Source organism: Nocardioides sp. (genome assembly GCF_004803405.1).
Taxonomy (GTDB): Bacteria; Actinomycetota; Actinomycetes; order Propionibacteriales; family Nocardioidaceae; genus Nocardioides; species Nocardioides vastitatis.
Genome location: NZ_SSXI01000226.1, coordinates 158 through 17,341, shown reverse-complemented (window position 1 = coordinate 17,341; position 17,184 = coordinate 158). Strand labels below are relative to the sequence as shown.

The window sequence follows — 17,184 nt, the reverse complement described above, 5'->3', positions numbered from 1 at the left end:
GCGGTGCGCGCTGGCCGCTCGCTGAAGCCGGAGTCATGGCCCGGGGAGAAGAAGGTGGCCGTCGCGATCTCCTTCGACTCCGACCACGAGACCATCCCGCTCCGGGACAACCACACGTCGCCCGGGCAGCTCGCCCAGGGTGAGTACGGCGCCCGCGCCGGCGTCCCACGCATCCTCGACCTGCTCGACCGGCACGGGATGACGGCGACGTTCTTCATGCCCGCCGTGGCTGCACTCGCACGCCCCGACGAGGCACGCGAGTACGTCGCGCGCGGGCATGAGGTCGCTGCCCACGGATGGATCCACGAACGGACGACTCTGCTGCCCGAGGCTGCAGAGCGTGACCTCACGGCTCGTTCTCTCGACGCCCTGGAGCGCGTCTGCGGGGTTCGACCACGGGGGATCCGGACCCCGTCCTGGGACTTCAGCGCCGCCACCCTCCAGATCCTTCTCGACCTCGGGCTCGAGTACGACTCGTCGTTGATGGCGGACGACGACCCGTACGAGCTCCGCTCGCACGGTCGGGACACCGGCCTCGTCGAGATCCCAGTCGACTGGATCCGCGACGACGCGCCCTACTTCGTGATGGACCGGTTCGGCTCCGCTCGGCCGTACACCTCGCCTCGCGACGTGCTCGGGGTCTGGGTCGATGAGTTCGACTCCGCGCGGGCGGACGGGGGCACCTTCCAACTCACCCTGCACCCGCACGTGATCGGCCACCGCTCGCGGATGACGGTCCTCGACGAGCTGCTCGGCCACGTGATGTCCCACGGCGACGTCTGGTGCGCGAGTCACGCGGCGGTGGCCGACTGGGTGCGCGGCCAGATCACCGCCCCAGGTGAGTAGCCCGTGCTGTTCCTCATCACCGGCGTCAGCATCGGCCTGGGTCGTGCGTTCGCTGCTGGCCGCCTCGACGCGCGTCGCAATGACGCGGGCCGTCCTGCTCGCCATGCGGCGACGGCGAGGTCACCTGGTGTTCGTGACGTAGAGATGGCCGAGTTGTCGTTGGCCAGCTCGACGATCGTAAGGCTCTAGGTCAACCCACGAGCGTGTCCCCTGCGCACGCGGTCGGCCTCGAGAGCCGCCACGGAGGCGAGGTCGGGACGGACCACCTCCGAGGGCGCGCCGAGCTGTTCCGAGATCGCGGCCGAGGTACGGAGCATCTCGGTGAGCACGACGGGTAGCCGATCCCCGGTCAGCCGGCCCCGTGGCGCCGAGATGTGGACCGCTGCGTCGACCGCGCCGGTCGCACTGAAGATGGGGGTCGCGATGGCGACGATGCCCTCGACGCTCTCGCCGTCGGTGACGCTGTAGCCGCGCTCCCGGATCATGGCGAGCTCGGCACGCAGCGCGTCGCGTTCGATGATCGTCCGGGCGGTGAGCGGCTCAAGGTGGGCAGGCTTGAGCGCCTCGGCCTCGAGATCTGGGTTGAACGCCGATAACAGCTTCCCGATGCTCGTGGCGTGGAGGGGGCGGGGGGAACCGAGCTTCATCACGATGGCGACGTTCTGGCCCGCCTCGTGGCGGTCGGCGTAGGTCACCGTGCTCCCGCTCCTGAGTGCGAGATAGGTGTTCTCCCCGACCTGCTCGCACAGCCGGGCCAGGAAGGGCCGGGTCACCTGCCGCAGGTCGATCGAGTCCAGTATCGAGAGCGCCAGGACGAGCGCGCGCGGGCCGAGGATATAGGTCTTGGGGTCTGACTGCCGGACGACGTCCAGCTCGACGAGGGCGGCCATGAGGTCGTGGGCGCTGCTCATCGGGAGGTCAAGGTCCTCGCACATCCCCTTGAGTGCCGAGCCCTCCTGGTGATGCGCCAGGTACTCGAGGATCTTCAGTGCTCGATCGAGTCGCGCCGGGTTCATAGCCGCATCATGGCACGAAATCACGAAGTGAACTTCGTAAAAGCTCGGTGGAGGTCTTGACGGCGGATTCAAGCCCGAGTAACTTCGCAATAGCGAAGTAAACATCGCAGGCACGAAGTCGAATGGAGCGGGTCATGACACACCTCCTCGCACTGGCGGTCCTGATCGGGATCTTCGCCGTGGGCACTGCCCGCTCGGTCAACCTCGGGCTGCTGTCATTCGTCGGCTCGTTCGCCGTGGGGACCTGGGTCTTCGAGGCCGAGGTCGAGCAGCTGCTCGCGGGCTTCCCGGCCAACCTGTTCGTGATCCTGGTCGGCGTCACGTACCTCTTCGCCATCGCGAAGAGGAACGGCACCATCGACTGGCTGATCGAGGGCGCCGTTCGCTCGGTGGGCGGCTCTGTCGCCGCCTTGCCGTGGGTGGTTTTCGCCCTCAGTGCCGTCCTGGTGGGCCTCGGCGCACTCAGCCCAGCCGCGGTCGCCGTCATCGCCCCCGTAGCCCTCGCCTTCGCCGTCCGCTACGGGATTAACCCTCTCCTCATGGGTCTGATGGTGATTCACGGATCAGCGGCGGGGAACTTCTCGCCGCTGGGCGTGCTGGGCGTGATCACCAACGGTCTGGTTGAGTCAGCCGGCATCCCGGGGAACCCGAAGGTGGTCTTCGTCTCCAACCTGGTGTTCAACATCGTGCTCGCCGCCGTCGTCTACGCTGCGTTCGGCGGAGTGGAGCTGCTTCGCAGCCGCGGCAGGTCCGGACCAGTCTCGACCATTACGGACGAGGACGTCCTGGGTTCGGGCGGCTCGGGCGGAGCAGTCCAGCCGTCGTCGGGTCGCCATGCCGGAGGAGCTGTTGTCGCGCCTGCCGTCGAGGTGGGGGCCCGCGCCCGGCGTGACCGCATCGTGACTCTGTCGGGAATGGTGATCCTCGCGGTCGGATCCCTGGCGTTCGATCTGGACATCGGCCTCAGCGCGATGACCGTCGCCAGCATCCTCGCCTTGATGTCGCCTGACGTGGCGAAGTCGGCGCTCGGGGATGTGAGCTGGGGAATCGTCCTCCTCATCTCGGGCATCGTCACCTACGTCGGACTCTTGGAGTCGCAAGGCACGATCGACTACCTCGGTCGCGAGATCGCCGACGTCCCATTGCCGGTCCTCGCGGCCCTGGTCCTGCTGTTCGTAGCCGCCTTCGTCTCCGCGTTCGCCTCGACGACCGGCATCCTCGGCGCCCTGATCCCGTTGTCGGTCCCCCTGCTCGCCGCCGGCGACCTCGGACCGGTCGCTCTGGTCGCCGCCTTGTCGATCTCGGCTTCGGTCGTGGATACGAGCCCCTTCTCCACAAACGGCGCCCTGGTCGTGGCCAACACTCCTGAGGCCGAGAGCGCGCGCGTCTACCGCGGGCTTATGACGTGGGGTTTCGGCCTCGTGCTGGTGGCCCCCGTCGTGACTTGGGCGATCTTCGTCGTGCCGGGCTGGTGAGCGGCATGGCATCGATCGACTTCTCCGCACCGCTCGACGGCGTTGTCGTTGTGGACGCCTCTACGGGTCTCGGCTCGTATTGCGGCCGGCTGCTCGCCGACCTCGGAGCGCAGGTGCATCGAGTCGGCTCGGATCGGTTCGCCTCCCCGCACCGCGCTTCCTTCATGAATGCCGGCAAGATCGCCGCCTCGCACGACTGTGACGTGATCGGGCTGTTGGCCGGGGCGCATCTCCTCGTGACCGACGAGGGGCCGGCCGAGTTGACCGACCGAGGACTCTCGCCGAATGCGGTCGCCGCGGCACACCCGGCTCTGGTGCACGTCGCGATCAGTCCGTTCGGGATGGATGGGCCGTACGCCGACCGCCCTGCTACCGACCTGACGCTGCTCGCGGCGGGCGGCCTGCTCGCGTTGGCTGGCGACCCGGATCGCGCACCGGTGCGGGCCTGGGGAGAGCAGACGTCGGTTATCGCGGGCACGCACGCAGCAGTCGCGGCGCTGATCGCCCTCGACGTCCTCGAGGTCTCCGGGGTGGGCCAGTTCGTCGACGTCTCCGTCCAGGAGGCGGTCGCGCACTCGTTAGAGAATGCTGCGCAGTACCTCGACCTCGAGGGAGTGACACGACGCAGGGTCGGCGCCGGTCCTCGTGAGGCAGGCACGGGGCTCTTCACCTGCCGCGACGGCTTCGTCTACCTCGTGGGCGGCCTCGGCGGGAGCCCGCTCGCCTGGGACCAGATCGTCGCGTGGCTGGACGACGCCGGCGTTGCCAACGCGCGCGAGCTCGCCGACGGGCGTTGGGAAGACTCGACGTGGCGGCGCTCGACGGAGGCAGTCGAGCTGTTCCGCGAGCAGTTCGAGTCGTTCGCCGACTCCAGGACCAAACGCGACCTCGTCGGCCAGGGCCAGCGCCGCGGGATCAGCATCGCGCCCGTGGCGACGCCCGAGGACCTGCTGCGGGATCCGCAGCTGCTCGAGCGCAGCTTCTTCCGAACTGTCGACATGGACGGGCATGACGTGCTCCTGCCCGGGTCGCCCTACCGCTTCCGCTACTCCGACGTCCAGCCGCGCGCCGGTTCGACGCCGGCGGCCGGGAGGAGCCTCCCGTGCAGCGCACCTTCCCGCTGAGCGGGGTCCGGGTCGCCGACTTCTCCTGGGTCGGCGCGGGCCCCTTCCTCACCAAGCCGCTCGCCGACCACGGCGCCGACGTCGTCAAGGTCGAATCACGACAGCGGCGCGACCCGATCCGCTCGATGGCGCCTTTCCGGGATGGCGAGAGGGGCCCAGACCGGAGCGGCTACTTCGCGAATCGCAACACCAGCAAGCGATCCCTGTGCCTCGACCTCAAGGATCCTCGCGGCCGAGACCTGGCCCTGCGCCTCATCTCGACGAGCGATGTCGTGGTCAACAACTTCAGCCCGGGAACGATGGACCGACTCGGTCTCGGCTACGACGCCGCTCGCGAGGTCCGCCCCGGCGTGGTCTACCTCGAGATGCCGATGATCGGACGGGCGGGCCCGCACCACGGCTGGCGCGGGTACGGCCTCACGATCGCAGCGGCGGGTGGGTTGCTCGGCCTGACCGGCTACCCAGACCGCCCGCCCGTAGGGACAGGGACGAACTTCCCGGACCACGTGCCCAACCCCTTGCACGGTGCGGTCGCGGTCCTGGCTGCTCTTCGGAAGCGTCGCCGCACCGGGCAGGGCGAGTACATCGAACTGGCGCAGCTCGAGTCGACTGCCAACGTCATCGGCCCGGCACTCGTCGCCGCGGCGGCCGGGGACGCACCTGTCCGGGACGGCAACCGGGACGACTTGGCCGCGCCTCATGGTGTCTATCCCTGCGCCGGCGACGACTCCTGGTGCGCCATTGCGGTCGTCACCGACGACCAGTGGAGCGGCCTGTGCCGGGTTCTCTGGGACGAGCGATGGGACGAGCCTGCCCTCGCCGGTGCGGACGGTCGCCGACGGAACTCCGGCCGGCTCGACGAGCTGGTCGCTGGTCGGACTAGGTCCTGGGTCGCCGACGACCTGGCCCGCGCCCTCACGGACGCCGGAGTGCCCGCCTCGGAAGTGCTCCACGCTGATGCCCTCATGCTCGACGCGCAACTCAGGGCGCGCGGGCACTGGGAGGTGCTGGACCACCCCGTCATGGGGCCCAGTGTGTACGACGCCATCCCGTACCGGCTGTCGGCCACCCCAGGTGCGCTGCGCTCTCCAGCGCCGCTACTCGGCGCCGACAGCGAGGCGGTGTGCGTCGACCTCCTGGGATTGGACGCTGCCGAGTACCGACAGCTCGAGGAAGAAGGAGTCGTGGGCTGACATGGCCATCGTCACCGAACGTCAGGACCGGGTGTTCGTCGTCCGCATCGATCGGCCGGAGGCGCTCAACGCGCTGGATCCGGAGTCGATGGTGGCACTCAACGAGGAGATGCGCGCGTTCCGGGACGACCCCGATCTCCGCGTCGCAGTGCTCACCGGGACGGGTGAGCGCGCGTTCTGCACCGGCGCAGACCTCAAGCGCACGATGCCCTCCGAAGCGGGCTTCGCCCAGGCGTACTTCCAGCCGTACGCCGAGAGCGTCGAGAACGGGTTGTATGTCCGTGCCCTCGCGCTGAGCTCTCTCGACATTCGCAAGCCACTCATCGCTGCGGTCAACGGCCACGCTTTGGGAGGTGGCGCGGAGATCGCGCTCGACTGCGACCTCCGCCTCGCGAGCACGACGGCGACGTTCGGTCTCCCGGAGGCCCGGTGGGGGAGCGTTCCCGCTGTCGGCGGTGTGTCGAAGCTCCTTCGTGCGATTCCGCGCGCCGTGGCGATGCAGATGCTCCTGACCGGGGACCGCATCACGTCTGAGGAGGCGCTGCGGGTCGGGCTCGTCAGCGAGGTCGTGGAGCCCGAGCGGCTGTTGGCACGCACTTTGGAGCTCGCGGGCCGAATCGCGGCGAACGGACCGCTCGCGGTCCAGAGCATCAAGACGCTGGCGACCCGGGCCGAGGACCTCCCGCTCAGCCGCTCGATCGAGCTGGAGCAGCTGTTGTGGGGCGTCCTCCGGGACACCGAGGACCGGATCGAGGGGCGGACGGCGTTCGCGGAGCGCCGCGCACCCGAGTTCAAGGGTCGCTGAACGACCCACGGTCTGAACAAGACAGACAGAGACACTGGAAGAGAGGAGAGGTCGATGAGCATCGCCGAGCTGGACGCGTATTCGACCGGAACCGTGGTGACCGAGGGCAACTTCGTCACGGACGGCCCGGAGGTACGGCTGCGCGTCACGAGGTGCCTCGATTGCGGTGAGTCGTGGTTCCCCGCCCTCGAGCAGTGCGCGGCCTGCGGGTCCCTGCGCACGTCGTCCGAGGTCACCGGGACCACGGGGACCGTGTACGCCTCGACGGTGGTGAGGATCGGGTTGCGGCAGTTCGAGGCGCCGTACGTGCTCGCCTACCTCGACGTCGACGGCGTCCGAGTGCTGGCGCAGGCCGTCGCCGCCGAAGCGCTGGTAGCCGGTACCGAGGTCGGGCTCCGTCTCGGCCGGATCGGCAGCACAACTGAGGGGGCGCTTTGCTCCTATGTGTGCATTCCCGTCGAAAGAAGTGAGCAGTCATGAGGAACGTGTACGTCGGAGGTGCGGCCGTGGTGCCCTTCGGGAAGCACCGCGGTGAGTCTGCCGCCGATCTCGGCGCGCAGGCAGTGGGAGACCTGCTGCGTGTCACGGGCGTGGCGCCATCTCAGGTCGAGACAGGGTACGGCGGGACGATGTACGGCGGCTCGCTGCTCGCCCAGCGGGTGCTTCAGCGTGTCGGTGTCTCCGGGCCTGCCGTGTTCACGGTCGAGAACGCCTGCGCCAGTGGCGCCTCTGCGATCCATCTCGCGTGGCAGGCGGTTGCGAGTGGCAGCGTCGGGTGCGCAATCGCGTTCGGGGCCGAGAACCTCAGCGACTTCGGGGGTGGCGCGTTGCCTCTCGCCTCGCACGACCTCGAGATCGCTCAGGGCATGGTGATGCCGGCGGCGTACGCCATGCGGGCGCAGCGCTACCTTCACGGTTGGGGGGCCACGAGCCAGGACCTGGACCGGGTGTCGGTCAAGAACCGTGCCAACGGGAGCAGGAACCCCCGTGCGCACTTCCAGGCCGAGGTCACGCTCGAGGAGGTCTCCGAGTCGCGGCTGGTCGCCGATCCGTTGCGACTTCTGCACTGCTGCCCTAACAGTGACGGCGCGGCCGCTGTTCTTCTCTGCTCTGAGGGGTTCGCCGAAGATCACGGCCTTCCCCTGGTCCGGGTCGCCGCCAGCGTGGTCCGGTCGGGCCGCTTCTCAACCGGGTATCGGGACATGACGTGGCCGGACATCACGGCGCGAACCGCGGCACGCGCCTACCAGCAGGCAGGCCTCGGGCCGGACGATCTCGACCTCGTCGAGCTGCATGACGCCTTCAGCATTGCTGAGCTGCTCCATGCCGAGGCCCTCGGCTTGACGACTCGCGGCAAGGCCTACGTCGCGCTCGAGAACGGCGAGTTCGACCGCGACGGCCGCGTTGCGGTGAGCCCCAGTGGCGGCCTCCTCTCTCGGGGGCACCCGGTCGGGGCCACCGGTGTGGTCCAGGTCTGCGAGTCGTACTGGCAGCTGACCGGTCAGGCCGACGAGCTCCAGGTGCCTGGGGCCGAGGTCGCGCTCACGCATGTCACCGGCGGCGGAATCTTCGGTGTCGACAACGGGGCCTGCGCAGTCCACATCCTGACGACCAGGGACGACGAGTGATGGCCGGCGAGGGTCGCGTGCTGGTCCGGGCGGACGGTGACGACGACGTCGTGGTCGCGGTCTCGTCGGCCTTGGTCACCGCCGGGTGGATCGTCGAGCACGCGGGTCGATCGACCCCGGTGAGCGAAGGGCCGCGGCTCGACGGCATTGTGTTCGTTCCGGGTCTGCTGGACACCGTGGCCGGCCTCGATGTGGACCCGGCGGCCGAGCTCGTCGAGCTCGTCGAGTCTCTCGGGCGGCGGCTGAGGTCCGGAGGCGACGGTGGGGCCCGGATCGTCGCCGTTGGCAGCCGCGACTGGCTCGGCTGGGCCGGGCGACCCGCGGTCGCCGCCCAAGCCGCCGGCCTTGTAGCCGCGGTCCGCAGCCTGGCCCTCGAGCGCGGCCGAGCCGGCCTCACGGTCAATTGTGTGCTCGCCCTGCCGCTCGATGCGCACCGACGACGCCACCGGGGTGCTGTACCCGGCACGCATCTCCACGAACCGGTGGCGCTGACGCCTGAGCCGGTCACGTCCGCCGACATCGCCGCGACCGTCGAGTTCTTCCTCGACCCGCGCAGCAACTACATCACGGGGCAGGCGCTGCACTGCTGTGGCGGCGCCAGCCTGCTGTCGAGCCTGTCGGTCTGACCGAGACGAAGGAGAAGAGATCGTGTTCCACGCCGAGTTCAAGGGCAAGGTGTCCCTGGTGACCGGTGCTGCCAGCGGGATCGGCAATGCCGTCGCCCGCGAGCTGGCGGCGCACGGTTCTGCGGTGGTGGTCGGTGACATCGACGCCGGTGCAGCCGACCGCGCGGCGTCGGCGATCCGCGAGGTCGGGGGACAGGCGGTCGGGCTCCGCGTCGACGTGTCGTCGCGGGGCGAGGTCGAGGCGGCGTTCGCCCGGGTCGAAGCTGACCTCGGCCCTGTCGATGTCCTGGTGAACAACGCGGGAATCAGCATCGACCGGGGTGTGCGAGGAGTGACCGACGAGGAGTGGCAGCGGACGATCGCGGTCAACCAGACGGGCGTGTTCCTGTGCTCGCAAGCGGCTGCGCGCAGCATGATCCCGCGCAAGACGGGTCGCATCATCAACATCGCATCACGAGCCTGGCTCGGCTGGTTCGGTCAGGTCGCGTACGCATCATCGAAGGGCGGTGTCGTCTCGGCTACCAGGTCGCTCGCCATCGAGCTCGCCCGCCACGGCATCACGGTGAACTGTCTCGCGCCGGGACTGATCGACACACCCCTGGTGCGCTCCGAGCCCCCCGAGGTCTTGGAACGCCTGCTGCGAGCCCAGCCGATGGGAACACTGGGCGAGCCCGAGGACGTCGCCAACGCGGCACGATTCCTGGCCAGCGACCGGGCTCGCGCCGTCACGGGACAATTGCTCTACGTGTGTGGCGGCAAGAGCCTCTACGCACAGCCGGCGATGGCCTAAAGGACGATAGAGTGGCCAAAGACAGGCGCGCTCTGATTCGATTCCGTGTGCTCGCTCGGATTCAATGGTTGTTATAAAGACCAAAGAGAAGTAGCGTTCACTCTGGCGCCGCGAGGCCCCCGACCGTGTGTCGGGTCGGTGTCTGTCCCCGACGCCGACCCGACACACCACCAGGAGCAGCACGCACATGCGCAGTCGAGACGAGTGGGCTCGCCTAGCCGGCGCCATCAGCGTTCGGGACCGCCTCTTCATCGACGGTAGCTGGGTGAGTGCGCGCGATGGTCGCGAGTTCGAGACCGTCAATCCCGCGAACGGCGCGGTGATCGCTTCGGTCGCTCGTGGCGCATCCGACGACGTCGACCTCGCGGTCGGTGCCGCGCGTTCGGCGTTCGAGAGACGGGCATGGGCGGGGGCGCCGCCGCGGGAGCGCAAGAGGGTACTGCTCCGACTCGCCCAGCTGATCCGCGAGAACGCCGAGGAGCTCGCGCTGCTCGACTCGATCGACGGCGGCCGCCTGATCGGCGACACGACGTCCTACGACGTACCCGAGGCCGCCCGGACGCTGCAGTGGTATGCGGAGGTCATCGACAAGCAGTACGGCGAGGTCGCGCCCACGGGTCCCGGAGATCTCGCCGTCATTACGCGTGAGCCGGTAGGCGTCGTCGGTGCCGTGGTGCCTTGGAACTTTCCGCTCGGCACCGCCATCTGGAAGATCGCGCCCTCGCTGGCCGCAGGGAACAGCGTAGTCCTGAAGCCGGCTGAGCAGTCGCCGCTGTCGGCGCTCCGCTTGGCCGAGCTGGGTGCCGAGGCCGGGCTGCCCGACGGCGTGCTCAACGTCGTGACCGGCTTCGGGCCGGAGGTCGGGCGCGCCCTCGGAGAACACCCGGACATCGACGTGCTCTGCTTCACCGGGTCGACGCGCGTGGGCAAGGTGTTCCTGGGCTACGCCGCACGGTCCAACATGAAGCAGGTCTGGCTGGAGTGTGGCGGCAAGAGCGCGAACGTGGTCTTCGCCGACGTGGCGGACCTGGATCGCGTTGCCGACCGGGCCGTGTTCGGCATCTTCGGCTCGTCGGGTCAGGTCTGCTCGGCCAACTCGCGCCTCGTGGTCGAGGAGTCGATCGCCGAGGAGCTGGTCGCGCGCATAGAGTCGAGGGCGACCGCTCTTGTCATTGGGGACCCGCTCGACCCGATGACCGAGATGGGCCCGCTGATCAGTCAAGCCCAGCTGGAGAGCGTGCTGGGCCACGTGGACGCCGCGCGAACCGAGTCATCGCTCGCCTTCGGCGGGGACGCGACCCTGGGCGAGACCGGCGGGTTCTACCTTGAGCCCACGGCCTTCGTCGGGGTCGCGACCTCGGCTCGCCTCGCACAGGAGGAGGTCTTCGGCCCAGTGCTGGCCGTCTCGACCTTCCGCTCGGAGGAGGAGGCGATCGCGATCGCCAACGGCACGCAGTACGGGTTGGCCGCCTCCTTGTTCACGGACGATCTCCGACGGGCACACCGCGTCGCCAGTGCCCTCCGCGCCGGCACCGTATCCGTCAACACGGTGGACGCCCTCGATGTGACCACGCCCTTCGGTGGGGTCAAGGCCTCCGGCTTCGGGCGCGATCTCTCGCTGCACGCGCTCGACAAGTACACAGCACTTAAGACGACGTGGTTCGTCCACGACACGGAAGGATGACGGCGCGGTGGAGACGTTGACTGAGGATGTGACGGTCGACTACCTCGTGATCGGAGGAGGTACGGCGGGTTGCGTCGTCGCCTCCCGGCTGAGCGAGGACCCGACGGTGACGGTGGCACTCGTCGAGGCGGGGCCGACCGACGCGAACGAGCCGCGCGCGCACTCGATCCGGCGCTGGGCGGAGATGCTCGAGGGCGAGTACGACCTGGACTACCGCAGCGTGCCGCAGGAGCGTGGCAACTCGTTCATCCGTCAAGCCCGGCTGCGCATCCTCGGCGGATGCTCGACGGCGAATACCATGATCACGTGGCGGCCCTTCCGCGGTGACCTGGACGAGTGGGTGTCGCTCGGCGCCGACGGCTGGGACTACGAGACCGTCAGCCCGTACTTCGACCGGCTCCTGGCTCAGGTGACCCCCATCCCCGAGGCGGACCGCAATCCCTACCTGATGGACGTGATCGAGGCAGCCTCGGCCGCCCTCGACGTCCCGGTGCGCGAGACCTGGAACGACACGGAGTTCCTCACCGGAGCCGGCTACTTTGAGATCGGCTACGACCCGGAGACCAACCACCGCTCATCAGCGTCCTACAGCTACATCCGGCGCGGAGCTCAGGAGCGGGACAATCTGCAACTCGTGCTCGAGACGCTCGCGGAGCGTCTGATCATCGAGGACGGCCGTGCCGTGGGAGCGGTTCTTCGCAGCTCCGCTGGGCAGACGACCGTGGTCCGGGCTCGCCGCGAGGTCATCGTCAGCTGTGGCGCGATCGACTCGCCCGCGTTGCTCATGCGCTCCGGGATCGGCCCCCGCGACGTCCTCGAGGCGGCCGGGATCGACGTTCTGGTCGACCTGCCTGGGGTCGGTGAGAACCTGCAGGACCACGCCGAGGGCCTGGTGATCTGGGAGGCGCGCTCGGACCGGCCGACCGTTCGAGCGACCGGGTGGGACGCGGGCTACGTGATCACGGTCGACGACGACAGCACGGTCCCGGATGTCTCCACCCACATCCCGTTGGACACCTGGGGCGTCGCGGCCGAGCGGTACGGCGCCGTGCTCCCTGAGAACAACGTCTCCCTCGTGTTCAACATCGCCAAGCCGCGGAGCTCCGGGCGGGTCTGGATCACCTCGGCGGATCCTAGGGAGGTCCCTTCGATCGACTACCGGTACTTCACCGACGCGGAGGGACGCGACGAGCGGATGCTCATCGCTGGCGCCCGTGCGGCGCGCCGGGTCGCGGCGCAGGAACCGTTCGCGTCCCACGTGGTTCGCGAGATCTTCCCCGGGGAGCACGTCCAGAGCGACGAAGGGCTGTCCGAGGCGCTGCGTGCCACCCATCAGACCGTGTACCACGTCTCGTGCACCTGCAAGATGGGCGGCGATGCCGACCCGATGGCGGTGCTCGACGCCGCCTTGCGGGTGCGTGGCGTCGCCGGTCTCCGGGTGGTCGACGCATCGTCGTTCCCGACGATCTCGGCCTTGAATCCGGTCGGGTTGGTGCTGACGCTCGCGGAGCGGGCGGCGGACCTGATCCGCGCAGACGCCGGTGAATCCTCTGGAGCCACCTTATCGGCGACGGCGAACTGAACGGTCGGCTGGAGGGCCGCGATGAGTCGGAGCCCGCGGTCGGCGAGCTCGGACGGGAACTGGCCCGCGCGGACATGTTCGCATCGATGGGATTCCGGGCATCTGCCGAGCGAGCCACACACGATCTCAGGGCTGCCGGGGACGATCTCGTTCCCGACGGGTCGAGGATCCTGGTCCGCTGAAGGATCAGGAGATGCGCCTCGTGCGACTTGCTGCCGACCCCGATGCCCAAGTGAAGTGGCCTGCGTAGGCCCAGTGCGGCCTTCGTTGATCGCCTTCTGACGTTGTCGTCAGGCGTCGCGGACCGGGGTCGCTACTGGGGTATCCACGGATTCGACGGACCGGGCCCACGCCCGATGCTCCCGACATGACCGAGACACCTACTTTGCAGCGCAACGGCCGCGTGACCGGTCCGACGCCCTACGGCGGCTTCGGCACGATGCTGATCGCAGGCGAGCGGCGGGGCGGCTCGAGCGATCGCCATGCCACCGACTGCACGACATCCCGCTCGCGAGTGTGGCCGAACTCGATCTCGCCTTCGCAGGCAATGCTGACCCGTCACGACGCGACCGGCAACCACAACCCGAACACCGCCTTCAGAGATGCGAAGACGTCCGGCCCGGACCGCTACGGAGGTGCCTGGGCGATCGAGGAGTTCGCCACGGATCACTGGATCACGGTCCAGCGTGAGCCCAGCCCTTATCCGGTCTGAGCGTCCGATGCAATCCACGTTCGAGGGCTCTCCCAACCCGACGGCCACCGCGCTGCTCGGCGCGTCGCAGCGTCAGGTCCGGAACCGAGCCGAGCCTGACCTGCCACCGCATGTGATCGTGATCTTCGGCGCGCGCGGTGACCTCGCCGGCCGCAAGCTCTTCCCCGGCTTGTACCGGTTGGCATCAGCCGGATGGTTGCCCGCGGAATACGCCGTGATCGGCACGGGGCGGCGCGCGCCCGGGTCGGACGACGAGTTCCGTTCGTCGGTGCGACGCGCCGTCGCCGAGTTCGTGCATGACGTCGACGAGGACGTGCTGGAAAGGCTGGTAGAGCGGGTGTCCTTCGTATCGTCGTCGGCGGAGGACGGGACAGACCTCGCGCTGGCGGTGCGCGAGGCGGAGGCAGCACTCGGCAGCGACGTACAGAGGCTGCTCTACTTGGCTGTACCGCCAACGGCGATGCAACCTGTCGTCGGAATGCTCGGTCGGACCGGCCTTGCCGACCGCGCGCGGCTGGTGGTGGAGAAACCGTTCGGTCTCGATCTGGCCTCGTCCCGGGAGCTGGACCATGTGTTGAAGACGGTGGTGTCCGAGGACCAGGTCTTCAGGATCGACCACTTCATCGGCAAGGAGGCCGTGCAGAACATCCTCGCGCTCCGCTTCGCGAACCGGCTCTTCGAGGTAGCCTGGGACCGGCACAGCATCGCCTCAGTGCAGATCGACGTCCCGGAGACCCTCGGTCTGGAGGGACGGGCAGCCTTCTACGAAGGCACGGGCTGCCTGCGCGACATGATCTCCACGCACCTGTGCCAGCTCCTCGGGTTCGTGGCCAGTGATCGGCCGGCTGAGCTCGACGCAAGCGGGCTCACAGGCGCCAAAGTCTCGGCGTTCGCATCGCTGCGAGCGTTCGACCCGGCGCGCACGATCTACGGCCAGTACGCCGGCTATCGCGACGAGCACGGGGTCGATCCGAGCTCCTCGGTGGAGACGTTCGTGGCGCTCGAGGCCTGGATCGACAACGAGCGCTGGCGTGGTGTCCCGTTCTACCTGCGCACGGGGAAGTCCCTCGCCGAGGGACGCCGGTCTGTCACGCTGCGCTATCGCCAGCCCGACCACGAGGTGTTCGCCGGCGAGCCGTTTCCCCACGAGCTCTTGCTCGAGCTCACCGACGACCCCGTGGTCTCGGTCAAGCTGCGAGGAAAGCGGCCGGGGCCGGACCTGACGGTGGCACCGGTAACTCTCACGCTGGACTTCGCTGACGATTTTCCCCACGACGAGCCGCTCGAGGCGTACGAGCGCCTGCTGCTCGACGTCATGCACGGAGATCAGTTGTTGTTCAGCCATTCCGACGAGGTCGACCTCCTCTGGCGAGCCTGCCAACCGCTCCTGGACCACCCGCCTCCGATCCAGCCCTATGCACCTGGCTCATGGGGGCCGCAGGCGGCACTCGACCTGCCCGCCGGCGGGTGGCGCCTTGGCCAGTCCTGAGGCGCCGTTCGCCCGAAGTCATCGTCGAGCGACTGATGCCCTTCATCGAGTTCGGTGCGCTGGCGCAGCAGCTGGTCGTCCTCACGCGGTATGCCGGTGGATCACGACGTCTTCTCGGCGCACCAGTTCGTCGAAGACCTCGCCGGGCCGTTTTCGGAGCGCATCCGGAGTGAGAGGTCGGCGTCCGCCACCGCCGCATCGACACCTTCGCTGTGGTCACAGCTCAAGCAAGGCTTCCCAACTGGTTGCGTGAGGTGATGCCCAGCTTGGCGAAGACCTTGCGCAGGTGGTGCTCGACAGTGCGGGTGCTCAGGTACAGGCGGCCGGCGATCTCCTTGTTGGTCAGCCCTTCGCGGGCCAGCCTGACGATCTGGGTTTCCCGTGGCGTGAGCTCGGAGGTGGTCTCTACGGTCCGTTTGCGGGCGGTCTCGCCGGTGGCCAGCAGCTCGCGGGCCGCTCGGTCGGCGAACGCCCCCATCCCGATGGCGGTGAACATCTCGTGGGCAGTGCGCAACTGCTCACGTGCCTGGGACCGGCGCCGCTCGCGGCGCAGCCACTCTCCGTACAGCAGATGCGCGCGGGCCAGCTCGGGCCGAAGTTCGGTGCGGCTCAAGCGGTCGATTGCCTCTCGGTACAGATTCTGCGCGGCATTGCCTTCACTCAGCAGCGCCCGCGACCTCGCCTCGATTCCCAGTCCGAAGTTTGTGGCGGCAGGCTGAGTCGTCCTAGCCAGGCGCTCCAGAGTGCTCCAAGCGATTTCAGCCTCTCCGATACGTGCGGCGGCCTCGATGAGCTCGGGGAGCGCCCACATGCCGGGGTAGAGATCCAACGGATAGGAGCTGGCCCGCTGGGCCGCGTCGAGGGCCTCTTTGTAGCGTCCGAGGCCGTTGCAGAGCACCGCGGTGCCCCAGTACGCCACTGTCGCCGCGACCCCTTGCCCTGGGTTTGTGGCCTTGTCGAGAGTCGCCCGAAACAGCGGTAGAGCCTGGGCCTCGGTGCCACGCAGGGAGGCGAGGAACAGCGCGGCGTACGGCGGGAGCTCAGCCCCCGTTGCCGCGGTGACTTCGTCGACCTCGCCAATGAAGGAGGCGGCAGCACCGAAGTCACCGCTCCAGGCGGCAGCCACGCCCAAGGCGATCAGGTAGAACGGCAGCCGGTCGAGGGCTCCGGTCCTGTGGACGAGATCGATCTGGCGCGAGCAGATCGCTCGCCACCCGTCGTCGTCCCACAGAACGTTGCTCGCTGCGGTGGCCAGCCATCCCCACCGCAAACCCTCCTCGATGCCGACATCTTGGCCGGCAAAGACGCTGACAGCTTGTCGCAGCGTCGGTGCGGCCGTCGCGCGTCCGTCGGTGACCAGCAAGGCAAGACCGTCCAGCAGCAGGTCGATCGCGCGTGGCGGCTGCGTCCCTGGCGGGAGGGCTCTGGCGGCAAGGCAGATCTCCAGCAGATTCCGCTCCCGCTCGTCATCGGCGAAGGCCGACGCACCCCATGCGTCCAGATAGGTCTCGCGCGCCATGTTCAGGTCGAGAGGCTCGAGTCGCCTGGCGGCCTTCAGCAGGAGCAGGGAAGCACTGGGACCTCGCCCTGTAGCGAACGCGATCTGCCCGCGGAGAAGGTCCACTTGAGCGCCCTGCAACTCACTGAGCTTCCCGGCCTCGGCGGTGGCCAGCAACTGCAAGGCCTGGTCGAACGCACCGGACTGCAGGTTCGCCCGGGCCGCCGCCAGCGTGCGCTCGGCACGCAGCTCGCGAGTACCGGTCAGTTGCGCCGAGCGCTCCAGGAACGCCGCTGCCGCCGCCATACCCCCGCGGGCCTGCGCCCGGCCTGCCAGCTGCTCCAGCTCGACCGCGACGTCCTCATCCGGGCCGACCGCGGCCTGGGCTCGATGCCACGCCCGGCGATCGGGCTCGCTCTTTGGANCGCGTGCGGCTGAGCGTTCGAGTTCGGCGGCGGTCCACTCGTCCGGGCCGACCACGGCCTGGGCGCGGTGCCAGGCGTGCCGGTCCGGATCGGCGTCGACGTCGGTCGCCTCGGCCAGGGCGTGGTGGACGCCCCTGCGCTGCTCCGGCGACGCGGCTCGGTAGACCGCCGAACGCACCAGCGGATGCCGGAAACGGACCCGGTCCCCGACGTCGATCATGTCTTCGGCCGGGTCCGCCGCCGTGATACCGACGCCGTCCCCGAGCAGGTCGGCCGCGCGCCACAGGAGCC

At 68.9% G+C, this 17,184-nt stretch carries 15 protein-coding genes; 13 read left to right on the top strand and 2 right to left on the bottom strand.

Features of this window, described 5'->3' with window-relative positions; translation table 11 throughout:
* Positions 1-3 precede the first annotated feature (3 nt).
* A complete protein-coding gene (locus E7Z54_RS15225; RefSeq protein ID WP_240769709.1) occupies positions 4-846 on the top strand; it encodes a polysaccharide deacetylase family protein in 843 nt (280 codons plus the stop codon).
* 185 nt (positions 847-1,031) lie between these two features.
* Here E7Z54_RS15225 and E7Z54_RS15215 read toward each other — a convergent pair whose 3' ends face one another.
* Positions 1,032-1,862 carry an IclR family transcriptional regulator gene (locus E7Z54_RS15215; protein WP_168798354.1) on the bottom strand — a complete coding sequence of 277 codons (831 nt, stop codon included), beginning with the start codon at positions 1,860-1,862 and terminating at the stop codon, positions 1,032-1,034.
* A 134-nt stretch (positions 1,863-1,996) separates the two neighbouring features.
* On the opposite strand from E7Z54_RS15215, the gene E7Z54_RS15210 reads away from it, so the two are divergent.
* The 12 genes from E7Z54_RS15210 (at position 1,997) to zwf (ending at position 14,970) form a co-directional block, all read left to right on the top strand.
* Complete coding sequence (locus E7Z54_RS15210) at positions 1,997-3,337, top strand: SLC13 family permease (RefSeq protein WP_136435072.1); 1,341 nt, start codon at positions 1,997-1,999, stop codon at positions 3,335-3,337.
* A 5-nt stretch (positions 3,338-3,342) separates the two neighbouring features.
* Entirely contained in the window at positions 3,343-4,461 is a 1,119-nt protein-coding gene (locus E7Z54_RS15205; RefSeq protein ID WP_136435070.1) for a CoA transferase, read from the top strand.
* Positions 4,440-5,654 (top strand): CaiB/BaiF CoA transferase family protein, encoded by a 1,215-nt coding sequence (locus tag E7Z54_RS15200; protein ID WP_136435068.1) that lies wholly within the window; start codon positions 4,440-4,442, stop codon positions 5,652-5,654. Before E7Z54_RS15205 ends, E7Z54_RS15200 begins: the two co-directional genes overlap by 22 nt.
* Before the next feature lies 1 nt (position 5,655).
* A complete protein-coding gene (locus E7Z54_RS15195; protein WP_136435066.1) occupies positions 5,656-6,459 on the top strand; it encodes an enoyl-CoA hydratase/isomerase family protein in 804 nt (267 codons plus the stop codon).
* A gap of 54 nt (positions 6,460-6,513) precedes the next feature.
* Positions 6,514-6,939 (top strand): Zn-ribbon domain-containing OB-fold protein, encoded by a 426-nt coding sequence (locus E7Z54_RS15190; RefSeq protein WP_136435065.1) that lies wholly within the window; start codon positions 6,514-6,516, stop codon positions 6,937-6,939.
* Positions 6,936-8,087 (top strand): thiolase family protein, encoded by a 1,152-nt coding sequence (locus tag E7Z54_RS15185; RefSeq protein ID WP_136435063.1) that lies wholly within the window; start codon positions 6,936-6,938, stop codon positions 8,085-8,087. Before E7Z54_RS15190 ends, E7Z54_RS15185 begins: the two co-directional genes overlap by 4 nt.
* Positions 8,087-8,713: an SDR family oxidoreductase gene (locus tag E7Z54_RS15180; protein ID WP_136435061.1), complete on the top strand. Its 627-nt coding sequence runs from the start codon at positions 8,087-8,089 to the stop codon at positions 8,711-8,713. Before E7Z54_RS15185 ends, E7Z54_RS15180 begins: the two co-directional genes overlap by 1 nt.
* Before the next feature lie 22 nt (positions 8,714-8,735).
* On the top strand, positions 8,736-9,503 hold the full coding sequence (locus tag E7Z54_RS15175) for an SDR family NAD(P)-dependent oxidoreductase (protein ID WP_206056261.1): 768 nt from the start codon (positions 8,736-8,738) through the stop codon (positions 9,501-9,503).
* 187 nt (positions 9,504-9,690) lie between these two features.
* Entirely contained in the window at positions 9,691-11,187 is a 1,497-nt protein-coding gene (locus E7Z54_RS15170) for an aldehyde dehydrogenase (protein WP_136435059.1), read from the top strand.
* 7 nt (positions 11,188-11,194) lie between these two features.
* Positions 11,195-12,769, top strand: coding sequence for a GMC family oxidoreductase (locus tag E7Z54_RS15165; protein WP_206056259.1), 1,575 nt, complete (start codon positions 11,195-11,197; stop codon positions 12,767-12,769).
* A gap of 367 nt (positions 12,770-13,136) precedes the next feature.
* On the top strand, positions 13,137-13,481 hold the full coding sequence (locus tag E7Z54_RS15160) for a hypothetical protein (protein ID WP_136435057.1): 345 nt from the start codon (positions 13,137-13,139) through the stop codon (positions 13,479-13,481).
* A gap of 7 nt (positions 13,482-13,488) precedes the next feature.
* Entirely contained in the window at positions 13,489-14,970 is a 1,482-nt protein-coding gene (gene zwf / locus E7Z54_RS15155) for a glucose-6-phosphate dehydrogenase (RefSeq protein WP_136435055.1), read from the top strand.
* Positions 14,971-15,193: 223 nt separating this feature from the next.
* Here the strand turns inward: zwf and E7Z54_RS24420 are convergent, their stop codons facing one another.
* Positions 15,194-15,448, bottom strand: coding sequence for a response regulator transcription factor (locus tag E7Z54_RS24420; RefSeq protein ID WP_431188811.1), 255 nt, complete (start codon positions 15,446-15,448; stop codon positions 15,194-15,196).
* Positions 15,449-17,184: the final 1,736 nt, after the last annotated feature.

Coding starts and splice junctions, on each gene's coding strand:
- E7Z54_RS15180 (WP_136435061.1), top strand. CDS start 8,087: ATGGCCGGCGAGGGTCGCGTGCTGGTCCGGGCGGACGGTGACGACGAC.
- E7Z54_RS15185 (WP_136435063.1), top strand. CDS start 6,936: ATGAGGAACGTGTACGTCGGAGGTGCGGCCGTGGTGCCCTTCGGGAAG.
- E7Z54_RS15190 (WP_136435065.1), top strand. CDS start 6,514: ATGAGCATCGCCGAGCTGGACGCGTATTCGACCGGAACCGTGGTGACC.
- E7Z54_RS15195 (WP_136435066.1), top strand. CDS start 5,656: ATGGCCATCGTCACCGAACGTCAGGACCGGGTGTTCGTCGTCCGCATC.
- zwf (WP_136435055.1), top strand. CDS start 13,489: ATGCAATCCACGTTCGAGGGCTCTCCCAACCCGACGGCCACCGCGCTG.
- E7Z54_RS15210 (WP_136435072.1), top strand. CDS start 1,997: ATGACACACCTCCTCGCACTGGCGGTCCTGATCGGGATCTTCGCCGTG.
- E7Z54_RS24420 (WP_431188811.1), bottom strand. CDS start 15,448: ATGGGGGCGTTCGCCGACCGAGCGGCCCGCGAGCTGCTGGCCACCGGC.
- E7Z54_RS15160 (WP_136435057.1), top strand. CDS start 13,137: ATGACCGAGACACCTACTTTGCAGCGCAACGGCCGCGTGACCGGTCCG.
- E7Z54_RS15170 (WP_136435059.1), top strand. CDS start 9,691: ATGCGCAGTCGAGACGAGTGGGCTCGCCTAGCCGGCGCCATCAGCGTT.
- E7Z54_RS15205 (WP_136435070.1), top strand. CDS start 3,343: ATGGCATCGATCGACTTCTCCGCACCGCTCGACGGCGTTGTCGTTGTG.
- E7Z54_RS15215 (WP_168798354.1), bottom strand. CDS start 1,862: ATGAACCCGGCGCGACTCGATCGAGCACTGAAGATCCTCGAGTACCTG.